Origin of the sequence: Streptomyces sp. NPDC006332, from assembly GCF_040612855.1 — a bacterium.
Taxonomy (GTDB): domain Bacteria; phylum Actinomycetota; class Actinomycetes; order Streptomycetales; family Streptomycetaceae; genus Streptomyces.
Window position 1 is genome coordinate 363,017 of record NZ_JBEXRA010000001.1, and the last position, 12,187, is coordinate 375,203.

Consider the following 12,187-nt stretch of genomic DNA (forward strand, 5'->3'; position numbering starts at 1 on the left):
TGTAATTCCGGTGGTTCATCCATGCATCTTCGGCCGCGTTCAGCGCGCGCGCCGGCCCTTCACCGTGTGCTGTCCCGCGATGTGGTCGGTCAGCGCGAGTGACGCACTCGCTCGCTGGTAGGAGAGCTGGGCGACCCGGACGTAGAGGCAGTCGATGAGGACCAGGACGGAGTGCCGGGCGCCGATGATGCCGGTGGGGAAGCTGGTCTCCGAGGTGGAGGAGATGAGCCGGATATCGGCGGTGCGGGCGAGCGGCGAGCGCGGGTCGGCGGTGATCGCGACGGTGGTGGCGCCGCGCTCCTTGGCGAGCTCGAACGGCTCGATGGTCTCGCGGGTGGCCCCCGAGTGCGAGATGGCGATGGCGACGTCCGCCGGGGTGAGCAGGGCGGCGGAGGTGCTGGCCGCGTGCACCTCGATCCAGCCGCGGACCGTGCAGCCGATGCGGAACAGCCGGGTCTCGGTCTCCTGCGCCACCGCGCCGCTGCCGCCGACGCCGTACACGTCGATCCGGCGGGCGCGTGCCGTGGCCTGGGCGGCGCGCTCGACCGCGTCGAGGTCGATCCGGTCGATGGTCTGCTGGACCGCGCGCAGATCGGCGCTGCCCACGACCTGTACGACCCGTTCGAGATCGTCGTCGGGGGAGATGTCGGGACCGATCTCCGCGGTGCCCCAGTCGGAGGCCTGGCCGCGGCCGCGCTCCTGGGCCAGCTCGATCAGCAGGTGCTGGTAGGAGTCGAGGCCGATCGCACGGCAGAACCGGGTCACCGTGGCCTGGGAGGTGCCGGTGCGGCGGCCCAGCTCGGCGGCCGAGCAGTGCGTGACGGCGGCCGGATCCTCCAGGATCAGCTCGCCGACCTTCCGCAGGGAGCCGGCCAGCCGGGGCAGCTCGGTGCGGATCAGAGTGGTGACGTCCGTGGGAGGCATGGGAAGAATGTACCAGCCACCGTTCATGGGACGGATTGAATACCAGGACCGCACGTGGTTTATTGATTCACCTCTTGAGATGTATAGGGTGGTTCAATCCATCAGCAGGGGAGTGTCGCGTGTCCGTCGAGTCCGTCAGCGCCCAGGGGTTCGCACACGCGAGCCTGGCCGTCCTCCAGCGCGTCACCGAATCCGCCCGCGAGGACGTGGCACGCGCCGCCGAACTGATCGCCGACACCATCCGGGCCGACGGCGTCATCCACGCCTTCGGCACCGGCCATTCCCAGGCGATCGTCCTCGAACTGGCCGGCCGGGCCGGCGGGCTGGTGCCCACCAACCGACTGAGCATCGCCGACCTCGTCCTGTACGGCGGTGAGGACCCCGCCGTCCTCGACGACCCGCTGCTGGAACGCCGGGCCGGTGTGGCCGGCCGGCTCTACGACCTCGCGGCCCCGCAGCCCCAGGACCTCTTCGTCGTGATCTCCAACTCCGGCGTCAACAACGTGATCGTCGAGATGGCCCTGCGCGCCAAGGAACAGGATCACCGGATCCTGGCCATCACCTCCCTCACCCACACCCGGGCGGTCCCGGCCGGCCACGCGAGCGGCAAGAAGCTCGCCGACCTCGCCGACGTCGTCCTCGACAACGCGGCCCCGCGCGGCGACGCCCTCCTCGAACTCCCGGGCGGTGGCGCGGTGTCCGCCCTGTCCACGCTCACCGGCGTGATGCTGGTCCAGATGGCGGTCGCGGAGGCCTCCGCCCTGCTCCTCGCCGCCGGGGAGAAACCGCCGGTCTACGTCTCGGCCAACGTGCCCGGCGGCTTCGAGGGCAACCTGGAGCTGGAGAAGCGGTACGCCGGCCGGATCCGACGTACCGCGAGCTGAGCCCTCGTACGTGACGGTGGCCGGGTCCGCAAACGGGCCCGGCCACCTGCTGTGCCGCTACTTCACCGGCAGCGGTGTCAGCGCGACCGCGAGCGGATAGGCGCCGGTCGTCAGGGGCGTGCCCGTGGTGCCCTTCGTGGTGTCGACCGGTACCAGGGCGTTGCCGTCGGCGGTGGTGACGTACGCGGTGGCGCCGTTCCAGTCGAGTCCGACGTCGAAGGCCGACCTGCCGACCGTGATGCTCGTGCCGGGGGCGCCGGTCACCGTGTCGACCGGGGTGATGCGGTCGCCGTTGCTGGGGCTGACCCACAGGGTGCGGCCGTCGGGCGAGATCGCGAGGCCGTAGGCCTGGCCCGGGACCAGGAGCGTCGGCTCGGTGTCGTCGGTGGCGGTGTCGATGGGGGTGACGGTCGAGCCGCCGGAGTTGGACACGTACACGGTCTTCCCGTCGGGCGCCGCCACGACGTTGAAGGGGCCGGGGCCCACCGGTATCGGGGCCTTCGCCGTGCCGGTGGCGACGTCGACCGGGGTCACGGTGTTGTCGTGGATGTTCGCCACGTACAGGGTCGTGCCGTCGGGCGTGATCGCCATGTTCTCCGGTCCGGAGCCGACCGTGACGGGGGCGCCCGCCTTCAGGGTGCCGGTGTCCACGGGCTGGACCGTGCCGTCCGTGTAGTTGGCGACCCAGAGGGTGTCGCCGTCGGGGGTGAGGGCGAGGCCGGCGGGGACGTGGCCGACGGCGACCGTGGCGGTGACCTCGCCGCTCGCCACGTCGATCACGCTGACCGAGTTCGAGCCCTGGTTGGCGGCGTAGGCGATGCGTCCGTCCGCGCTCACCACCACCTCGCCGGGGTTGTCGCCGACGCCGATGTTCGTGCTCTTGCCGGAGACCAGGTCGACCGAACTGACGGACGCTCCGCTGAAGTTGGCGGTCAGCGCGCGGGGTGTGCCGGTGCCGTCGGTGACCTGGACCGGGATCGCGCGGTCGAGGATCCCCGGGCCCGACACGACGACGGAGTGGACCCCCTCCGTGACGGCGGTCAGAGTGACGGCGACCGAGGCGCCGCCTCCCGCCGGGACGTCGAGCGTGCCCTCGGCGGGCGAGGCGGTGACACCGTCGGGCACGTCGAGCTTCCAGGAGACGCTCTTCGCGGACGTGGACCGCCGGTCGGACAGCGCGAGGGTCACCGTCTCGGAGGCACCCGGCTTCAAGGAGAGGGACGCGGGGGCGAAGGAGGCGTCCACGCCCGGGTCGGGCGCGTTCTGCACCATCGTCGTGTAGAGGAACTGGTCCATGACGCCCGGGGAGACCTGCTGCGGGATGGCGTCGAGTTCCTTGCGCTCGGTCCTGAGCTCGTTCCAGTAGGTGGTGACCGCGTCCGTGTCACCCCGCTTGTCGGCGAGCAGCAGGTCCACGGCGGTCCGTCCCGCGGTGCCGTAACGGCCGAGCTTGTCGAGCCAGGCGGAGGTCTCGTCGAGGAACCGGGGGTTGTCGAGGCGGGAGCGCAACTGTGCGGGAGTCGCCTCCATGTCGGTGAAGTACGACGTGAGCCGGGCGGCGGCGCGGTCCAGGCCCTTGTCCTGCTCGTAGGCCTTGCGGAAGTCGGCGATGAGCCGGGTGAGCGTGGGGGACTCGGTCGCGTCGAGCTGGGAGGAGTAGTTGTTCTCGGCGAAGATCCGCAACCAGGGGGCCGCGCCGGTGGAGGATCCGTCCGCCGCGAGGTCGCGGACGGAGGCGAGGAAGGCGGCCCGCGGGTCGTAGGCGTGCGGGTTCCACAGGTAGGCGGCCGAGGTGAACAGGGCGATCCGGCTCGCCTCGCCCTGGACCATCGGGTTGGCCGTCACGCCGGTCGCGGTGCTCGCGACTCCCGCCTCCCGGCCCGTGTAGGGGCCGAGCAGCAGTCGGCTGGTGACGTAGTCGTTGACCGGGTAGTTGTCCCAGACCAGGATCGGGTGACCGTACACCTGGCGGGCCTGCGTGACCTGGTCCGCGGTGATGGTCGGCGCGATCACGCCGACGCCCGTCCACTCCACCACCACGGACGCGTCGAGCTTCTCCCGCAGCGCCTTCTTGTACGGGGTGTCGGCGAGGTCGGAGTACTCGGTGGGGACCATCTCCAGGGGTTGCAGGTCAGCGTGTTCGGCGGAGAACTCCTGCCAGACCCGGTTGAGGAGATGCGCCTGCGCCGCGCCCGCCGCCCCGCCCCCGGTGCCGAACGCCTGCTCGTCGGCGTCGCAGTTCCACTTGGTGTAGCTGATGTCGTCCAGCGGGATCGCGAAGGACCGCACACCGATGGCGTAGAGCGAGTCGAACTTGGCCGTCAGGGCGCTGATGTCGGCGTCCGAGGAGTAGCAGACGGACAGCCCCGGGGAGAGGGCGTAGGTGAAGCGGACGTGGTTGGCGGCGGCCCGGTCGACGAGTTCCTTCAACTGGCCCAGTTCGGCGGGCGGATAGGCGTCGCGCCAGCGGGCGCGCAGGTACTCGTCGTCCTTGGGTGAGTAGACGTAGACGTTCTGCTTCGTACGGCCGTAGAAGTCCAGCTGGTTCAGGCGCTCGGACTGGGTCCAGGGGGTTCCGTAGAAGCCCTCGATGACTCCGCGCAGGGCGGCGGTGGGCCAGTCGCGGATGGTTACCTCGGGCAACGCCTGTGAGCCTGCGAGGAGTTGGCGCAGGGTCTGGACCGCGTAGAAGGTGCCCGTGGTGTCCACGCCGGAGAGGGCGAGGAGCGCCTGCCCGTTCCTCCGCCCGGAGGCCAGGACGTAGCCGCCCGGGGCGAGTCCGGTCGGGGCCTTGGCGCCCAGCCGGCTGAGCGCCCCGCCGGTCGCGCCGTTCTCCCCCGGGCCGCCGAGGTAGACGGTGAGCCCGGCCGCCGGGGGCCGGTCACCGGCGTCCACGGTGGTGATCCGGTCCGCTCCGGCGGCACGCAGCACGGCGTCGACGACCCGTCGCGCGGACGGGTCGGTGCCGCGTCCGACGACCTCCACGACCCGGTCGGGAACGGCGAGCCGACCCGGCCCGGTGTGCATGCTCTGGGGCGCGGGCCAGACCTGCGGCACACTCTGCGGGGTCGCGGCGGAGGCGTGCCCCACGGGGACGGCGAGGCCGACGGCCAGGAGCAGGGCGGTGACGGTACGTCTGACGCGTGAGGGTGGAAGCACGGGTTCTCCTCCGGAGGCCGCGGGTGAATTCATCCACCGAGTGATGGTAGGGATGTTGAATTGAGCATTCAATGGGCGGAGGGGGTGGGAAGTTCGGACGGCCAGAAGTCACCTCCCCCTGTGGACCAGCGGTGTCACCACCCCGTCAACAGCAGATGGTTGAGCAACAGCGCCACCACCCCCTGCGCCACCAGCCACCCCCGCGCCCCCGTCAGCCACGCGCACGCGGGCAGCAGCCACACCGCGAAGGGCAGCCAGATGCGTTCCGTCTCCGCCTTGCTCATGCCGGACAGGTCGGCGGCGAGCAGGGCGACCAGCGCGGACAGCGCGAGCACGCCGAGGCGGACGTCGGGGAGTTGGAGGCGCCTTGGGGTGAGCGCCGCTCGCGTGCGGCGCAGGCCCGCCACGGTCGCCGGGCCCACGATCAGCGCCATGCAGGCCAGGTTCGCCCACACCCAGTAGCCGTAGGGCCGGACCCCGCCCGCTCCCTGGTGGTAGCGGCGTACCAGCAGCCGGTACGCCTCCCACCAGTCGAACCCGGCGACGGTGAACACCACCGGCACCACCAGCAGCCCGAGCAGCAGGAACGGGAGGGGGCGGACGCGGTGGCGGCCCAGCAGGAGCACGGCACCCGCGATGACGGCGAACAGCGTCAGGCCGTACGACAGATACAGGGTCAGCCCGAACAGCAGCCCCGAGGCGAGGCCGGTCCAGGCCGGCCGGTGTCCGGTCACCGCCAGGGCCAGGAAGGCGACCGCCCAGGCCGCGACCGCCGTGAAGTAGCCGTCGGCGGACGTGCCCACCCACACCGCCGCCGGGGCCAGGACCAGGAAGGGAGCGGCACGGCGGGCGAGTGACTCGTCGGCGAGGGTCCGCACGGTCACCAGGACCGCGAGCGCCGCCGTGGTGCCGACGGTGATGCACCACGCGCCCGCCCAGCCCCCGCCGCCCAGTCCGACCCGGTCGAGGAGCACGAACGTGACGGTGGCCGCCGGAGGATGACCGGCCACATGGGCCGGCCAGTTGTCGGGGGAATCGATCAGGATGTGCCGGGTGAAGTCCGCCAGCGTGGCCGGGATGTCGTGGAAGCGGTCGATGACCCGGAGGTACTCACTCCCGGTGGTCAACTGCTCGGCGACACCCCGGTGCCAGCCGTCCACGAGGGCGAGGGACCACGTCCAGGCCAGGCTTGCCCCCCAAGTGGCGAGCAGCAGTGCCCGCCAGGGCAGCCGGGCGGCCAGGGCGGGGCCGTACGCCGCCACGGCGGCCGCCACGACGAGGGCGGCCGGGGTGCCGGGGCCGAGGTGCGGGTCCCAGGTCGCCAGCAGGGGCGGCCAACCCACGCGGAGGGTGCCGTCGCGACGCTGGATCACGTCTCCGACGACGCAGGCGGCCACCACGAGCAGGGCGGCTGCCAGGGCCGCGTACAGGTCACGTCTCAGGTCCCGGTGCACGCGCAAACGCTAGGTCGCCGGGCCTGCTCCGGACGGTTGACAGGCGCGGACGTCAGAGTTTCGTCATCGTTCCCGAGCCGCTCGCGGGGGCCCGGCGGGCCTAGGTTCGGGGCATGCCACGCACTCCCTTCTCACCCGCGTTCTGGCGCAGCCCGCTGCGGGGTCCCTGGTTCACCTCGGTGCTCGGTGTCGTCCTGCTCGGCGGTATCACCGTGCTGTTCCTGACCGGGCTGCTGTCGTACGCCGCCTACAACCCGGACCTGTCGCCGGTGAACGACAAGACCCCGGACAAGGGGATCCTCGGCTTCTATCTCTTCTCGTGGCCGACCGACCCGCGTTGGCTGTACCGGCTCAACCAGGGCGTCCACGTCACCCTGGGCGTCACCCTGATCCCGGTCCTGCTGGCCAAGCTGTGGTCGGTCGTGCCGAAGCTGTTCACGCTGCCGCCGGCTCGCTCCCTCGCGCACGCCCTGGAACGCTTCTCGTTGCTGCTCCTGGTCGGCGGCGCGCTGTTCGAGTTCGTGACCGGCGTGCTCAACGTCCAGCTGGACTACGTCTTTCCGGGCTCCTTCTACCGGCTGCACTTCTACGGCGCCTGGGTGTTCTTCTCCGCGTTCCTCGTGCACGCGGTGCTGAAGACACCGGCAGCCCTGCGTAATCTGCGGCAACCGGCGGAAGAACAAGCGGAGTTGACGCCCCCGAGCGAGTTGGTCTCCCCGGACCCCGCCGAGCCCAGCGTGTCCCGGCGCGGGGCCCTCGGGCTGGTCGGCGGCGGGTCGCTGCTGCTGCTCGCCACCACGGCCGGGCAGACCGTCGACGGGCCGTTGCGCAGGACCGCCCTGCTCGCTCCGCACGGCGGTGCCGAGCCGGGCACCGGACCCGGCGGGTTCCAGATCAACAAGACGGCCGCGTACGCCGGGATCGACGCGGCTCAGACCGGCGAGGAGGCGTGGCGGCTGGTCGTCTCCGGGCGCACCGGAACCGTCCGGCTCAGCCGCTCCGAACTGGCCACCCGGTTCCCGCTGTACAGCGCCGCCCTGCCCATCGCCTGCGTGGAGGGCTGGTCGACCTCCGACCAGCTGTGGCGCGGCGTGCGGCTGCGGGACCTCGCCGCGCTCGTCGGGTACGAGGAGCCGACCGACGTCCTCGTGGAGTCGTTGCAACGGCACGGCGCGTTCCGGCGGGCGGCCCTGCGTGCGAACCAGGTCGCCGACCCGCGCTCGCTGCTCGCCCTGTTCGTCAACGGCGAGGACCTGACCCCCGACCACGGCCACCCGGCGCGGGTCATCGTGCCCGCCGCGCCCGGCGTGCTGAACACCAAGTGGGTGGCCCGGATGACGTTCGGAGAAGATCTGTGAAGCGGCCGAGGATCGTCGTAGGCAGTCCGATCGTCGTGGGCAGTACCCTGCAACTCCTGTTGCTCGTCTGCTCGTTCGCGCTCGCGGGATATGCGGGCGTACGGCTCCTCGACGGGGACTGGTCGGGGGTGGTGCTGTGGTTCGTGGGCGCGGCGCTCCTCCACGACCTGGTGCTGCTGCCGCTGTACGCCGGGCTCGACCGGGCGCTGGTGAGGGCCTGGGGCAGGCGGCGGGACCGGATCACCTACGTCCGGGTGCCCGCCGCCCTCTCCGCCCTGCTCCTGCTCGTCTGGTTCCCGCTCATCAGCGGGTGGACGGCGGGCCGTTACGCCTCCGCGACCGGCCTGCCCCCGGACGTGTTCCTGACCCGCTGGCTGCTGCTGACGGCCGCGCTGTTCGGCGGCTCGGCGCTGCTGTTCGTCCTGCGGCTGCGCAGGGCGACGAAGGAGCGCCCGCCGGCCGCCCACTGACCCGTGGCGGACCAGCCCCCGCGGTCCGCGTGCCGCAGCAGGGCCGGTGTGCCCAGGCGTGCCCAGGGGAACGGGCGGCCCGTCCTGCCCCGGGAGTCGGTGACATGGACCAGCGCGCGTTCGTCGAGGTCCATCCCCGGCACCGTCTCGACGATCAACAGGCCGCCGGGGAGCAGGAGTTCGGACATCCGGGTGAGGAGTTCCGCCGGCTCGCCGCCGATGCCGACATTGCCGTCGATCAGGAGCGCGGTGCCCCAACGGCCCTCGCCGGGCAGCGGATCGAACACCGAGCGTCGCAGTGCCGGTCCGCCGAGTTCCCCGGTCCTCGTCACGGCCGCCTCGCTGACGTCGATGCCGAGCACCCGCCGCCCCCGCGCCCCCAGGGCCGCGACCAGCCGCCCGGGCCCGCAGCCGACGTCGAGGACCGTGCCCTCGCAGCGCCGCAGCACCTCCAGGTCGGCCGCGTCGGCGTCCGCGCACCAGCGCTCCACGTCCAGCGGGAGCAGCCAGCCGTCACCGCGGCGCAGGAAGAGGGGGCCACGACCGGAACGCACGGCGTCGGCGTAGGGGTCGGCCGACCAGCAGTCCCCGTCGCCGACGGGCGGGACCTCATCGGCGAGGGGGCTCCGCTGCCGTCCGATCCGTACCGTGCTCATCGGGCCCCGGCGGCGCTGAGCCGGGCCAGCGCCGCGGCGAACCGCCCGCCGGGCGCGGCCCGGGCGACCACCTCCGCGTCGTACGCCGTGTCCACGTCCCGCAGCCGCGGCAGTTCCCGCACCCGCAGGCCGGTGAGCCGCGCCCGCTGCACCGCCCCCGTCGAGGACGTCGACATCGGCACCCCCCGCAGCAGCGCGGGGTCCGGCGCGGCCAGGCCGAGTGCCCAGAAGCCGCCGTCCTCGGCGGGCCCGAAGTACGCGTCGCAGTCCGCGAAGTCCACGGTGAGCAGCTCCGGGGTGACCTGGGGTGTGTCCATGCCGATGAGGAGGGCCGGGCCGTCGCAGCCCGCGAAGGCGGCGGCCAGCCGTTCGTCGAGGCCGCCCGCGCACTGCCGTACGACCTCGAAGCCAGGCGGCAGCCACGGGCCGGGCTCGCCCTCCAGGACCAGGACCCGGCGACGTGCCGGCGTCCGAACCACCGTGTCCAGGGTGTCCGCCAGCGACGCCTGAGCGAGCGCGGCGGCCTCGCGGGGCGTGAAGGCCGGGGTCAGCCGGGTCTTCACCCGGCCGGGGCGTGGCTCCTTCGCGATGACCAGGAGCGTGGTCGAGAAGGTCACGCGCGCGCTCCCTTCTCGGCGGCGGTCCCGGGTTCGGCCAGCACCCGGCTCATGTCCCGCACCGCCTGCCAGGTGCCGCGCCAGGTACCGGTGACCTTGGACGCGCCGGCGCGCGGACGGTACGGCACGTCGTGCTCGGCGATCCGCCAGCCCGCGTCGGCGGCGCGCACCACCATCTGCAGCGGATAACCGCTGCGCCGGTCCGTGAGGCCGAGTGAGAGCAGCGGTTCACGGCGGGCGGCGCGCAGCGGGCCGAGGTCGCGCAGCCGCAGTCCGGTGCGGCGGCGGAGCAGCCGGGCCAGGGCGAGATTGCCGGTGCGGGCGTGCACCGGCCAGGCCCCGCGGGTCTGCGGGCGGCGCCGGCCGAGCACGAGGTCCGCCTCGCCGGCCAGGATCTCCCGCACGAACGGCACCAGGTCGGCCGGGTCGAGCGAGGCGTCGCAGTCGCAGAAGCAGACGATGTCGGCGGTGGCGGCGGTCAGTCCCGCGTGGCAGGCAGCGCCGAAACCGCGCCGCTCCTCGCGTACGACGGTCGCGCCGAGGGAGCGGGCGATGCCGGCGGAACCGTCCGTGGAGCCGTTGTCCACGACCAGCGCGCGCCAGCCGGGCGGGACGCGTTCCAGCACCCGGGGCAGCGCCAAGGCCTCGTCGAGGCAGGGGAGTACGACGTCCACGGACACCGGTTCCGGGACAGGTTCGAAAGAGGTCGTCACGGCTCTCACCCTACGAGCGCGAAACCGACAAATCGGGCTCCGGCTCCTTACGGAACGCGGACGTCGGGAGCCGCGGACGTCACTTCGGCGCGTACGGTGCGAGGCTGGCGCCATGGAGCAGCAGCAGTCCAACGCACAGTCCGGGGCGAGGGTCCTCGTCGTGGACGACGACCCCACGGTCGCCGAGGTCGTCACCGGGTACCTGGACCGGGCCGGATACGTCGTGGACCGTGCCGGGGACGGCCCGGCCGCGCTCGCCCGGGCCGTCGCGCACTGGCCGGACCTCGTCGTCCTCGACCTGATGCTGCCCGGCATGGACGGCCTGGAGGTGTGCCGCCGGATGCGCGGGCACGGGCCCGTCCCGGTCATCATGCTCACCGCGCGGGGCGACGAGGACGACCGCATCCTCGGCCTGGAGGTCGGCGCCGACGACTACGTCACCAAGCCCTTCAGCCCCCGTGAACTCGTCCTGCGGGTCGAGTCCGTGCTGCGCCGCACCCGGCCCGCCGAGCCCTCGGCCACCCTCCGCGCGGGCGGACTCACCCTGGACCCCGCGGCCCGCCGCGCTGCCAAGAACGGCACCGAACTCGCCCTGACCATCCGGGAGTTCGACCTCCTCGCCTTCCTTCTGAGGCACCCCGGCCGGGTCTTCGGACGCGAGGACCTGATGCGCGAGGTGTGGGGCTGGGACTTCGGCGACCTGTCGACGGTGACCGTCCATGTCCGGCGGCTGCGTGGAAAGGTCGAGGACGATCCGGCCCGGCCGCGCCTGATCCAGACCGTGTGGGGCGTCGGATACCGCTTCGACACCGCCGGTCAGGAGGGATGACGGCAATGAGCGACACCCTCCTCATCGCCCTCGTCGCCTTCCTCGGCGCCGCCGCGGCCGGCGTGCTCGGTGCGGGCGTCGTCCTGCTCATCCGGCGCCGCTCCGTCGTCACTCATCTCGCCGTGGTCGCCGCCGTCGCCGTCACCGCGATGTTCGCGGGCACCCTCGCCGTCGCGCAGGCGATGTTCCTGTCCGCGCACGACCTGAAGGTCGTCACCACCGTCGTCGCCATGGCCGCCGGGGTATCCCTCGCCACCGCCCTGCTGCTCGGCCGCTGGGTCGTGGGCCGTAGCCACGCCTTCGCGCTCGCCGCCCGCTCCTTCGGCGACGGAGGCGGCTTCACCTCGCCCGACGGCCCCGCCACCGCCGAACTCGCCGCACTCGGGCGCGCGTTGGAGGCGACCAGCGCCCGGCTCGCCGAGTCCCGGGACCGCGAACGCGCCCTGGAGACCTCCCGGCGCGAACTCGTCGCCTGGATCTCGCACGACCTGCGCACCCCGCTCGCCGGTCTGCGCGCGATGTCCGAGGCGCTGGAGGACGGCGTCGCCGCCGACCCCGGCCGTTACCTCAGGCAGATCCGCACCGAGGTGGAGCGCCTCAACGGCATGGTCGGCGACCTCTTCGAGCTCTCCCGCATCCACGCGGGGGCGCTGGCGCTGAGCCCGAGCCGCATCTCCGTGTACGACCTCGTCGGCGACGCGCTCGCGGGTGCCGACCCGCTCGCTCGCGAGCACGGCGTACGGCTGGTCGGCGACCGGGTCGAGCCGGTGCCGGTCGAGGTGGACGGCAAGGAGATGAGCCGGGTGCTGGGCAACCTGCTCGTGAACGCCATCCGCCGCACGCCCGCCGACGGCACCGTCGCGGTCGCCGCCGAGCGCGGACCCGACGGGGTCGTCCTGTCCGTCACCGACAGCTGCGGCGGGATTCCCGAGGAGGACCTGCCGCGGGTCTTCGACACCGGGTGGCGCGGCACGCACGCCCGGACTCCGCCCGCCGGCGCCGGCCTCGGCCTCGCCATCGTGCGCGGGATCGTGGAGGCCCACCAGGGTCGGGCCACCGTACGCAACGTGACCGGCGGATGCCGGTTCGAGGTGACCCTGCCGGCCGCCGAGGTCTGACGGCG

10 protein-coding genes are annotated in these 12,187 nt (G+C 72.9%); 4 read left to right on the plus strand and 6 right to left on the minus strand.

Annotation, left to right across the window (positions count from 1 at the left end):
- Positions 1-39: 39 nt before the first annotated feature.
- Complete coding sequence (locus tag ABZ027_RS01470; protein ID WP_356763134.1) at positions 40-924, minus strand: MurR/RpiR family transcriptional regulator; 885 nt, start codon at positions 922-924, stop codon at positions 40-42.
- 119 nt (positions 925-1,043) lie between these two features.
- Between ABZ027_RS01470 and ABZ027_RS01475 the strand changes: the two genes are divergently transcribed.
- Positions 1,044-1,808 (plus strand): SIS domain-containing protein, encoded by a 765-nt coding sequence (locus ABZ027_RS01475; RefSeq protein WP_356763136.1) that lies wholly within the window; start codon positions 1,044-1,046, stop codon positions 1,806-1,808.
- Between the two features lie 57 nt (positions 1,809-1,865).
- Here ABZ027_RS01475 and ABZ027_RS01480 read toward each other — a convergent pair whose 3' ends face one another.
- Positions 1,866-4,967 carry a beta-N-acetylglucosaminidase domain-containing protein gene (locus ABZ027_RS01480; protein ID WP_356763138.1) on the minus strand — a complete coding sequence of 1,034 codons (3,102 nt, stop codon included), beginning with the start codon at positions 4,965-4,967 and terminating at the stop codon, positions 1,866-1,868.
- 134 nt (positions 4,968-5,101) lie between these two features.
- Positions 5,102-6,421 (minus strand): hypothetical protein, encoded by a 1,320-nt coding sequence (locus ABZ027_RS01485; protein ID WP_356763140.1) that lies wholly within the window; start codon positions 6,419-6,421, stop codon positions 5,102-5,104.
- 113 nt (positions 6,422-6,534) lie between these two features.
- Between ABZ027_RS01485 and ABZ027_RS01490 the strand changes: the two genes are divergently transcribed.
- The gene (locus ABZ027_RS01490) at positions 6,535-7,779 is read left to right on the plus strand and encodes a molybdopterin-dependent oxidoreductase (RefSeq protein WP_356763142.1); all 1,245 of its coding nucleotides are present in this window, start codon (positions 6,535-6,537) and stop codon (positions 7,777-7,779) included.
- Between the two features lie 325 nt (positions 7,780-8,104).
- Here the strand turns inward: ABZ027_RS01490 and ABZ027_RS01495 are convergent, their stop codons facing one another.
- From ABZ027_RS01495 to ABZ027_RS01505, 3 genes are read right to left on the minus strand one after another with little or no spacing between them, the layout of a single operon-like run.
- A complete protein-coding gene (locus tag ABZ027_RS01495; RefSeq protein ID WP_356763144.1) occupies positions 8,105-8,905 on the minus strand; it encodes a methyltransferase domain-containing protein in 801 nt (266 codons plus the stop codon).
- Positions 8,902-9,522 carry a DUF2064 domain-containing protein gene (locus ABZ027_RS01500; protein WP_356763146.1) on the minus strand — a complete coding sequence of 207 codons (621 nt, stop codon included), beginning with the start codon at positions 9,520-9,522 and terminating at the stop codon, positions 8,902-8,904. The genes ABZ027_RS01495 and ABZ027_RS01500 overlap by 4 nt, the downstream gene beginning before the upstream one ends.
- Positions 9,519-10,244, minus strand: coding sequence for a glycosyltransferase family 2 protein (locus ABZ027_RS01505; protein WP_356763148.1), 726 nt, complete (start codon positions 10,242-10,244; stop codon positions 9,519-9,521). The genes ABZ027_RS01500 and ABZ027_RS01505 overlap by 4 nt, the downstream gene beginning before the upstream one ends.
- A 103-nt stretch (positions 10,245-10,347) precedes the next feature.
- Here ABZ027_RS01505 and ABZ027_RS01510 point away from each other — a divergent pair, with 103 nt between their 5' ends.
- Positions 10,348-11,064, plus strand: coding sequence for a response regulator transcription factor (locus ABZ027_RS01510; protein ID WP_356763150.1), 717 nt, complete (start codon positions 10,348-10,350; stop codon positions 11,062-11,064).
- Positions 11,065-11,069: 5 nt separating this feature from the next.
- Positions 11,070-12,182 carry a HAMP domain-containing sensor histidine kinase gene (locus ABZ027_RS01515; RefSeq protein ID WP_356763152.1) on the plus strand — a complete coding sequence of 371 codons (1,113 nt, stop codon included), beginning with the start codon at positions 11,070-11,072 and terminating at the stop codon, positions 12,180-12,182.
- Positions 12,183-12,187: the final 5 nt, after the last annotated feature.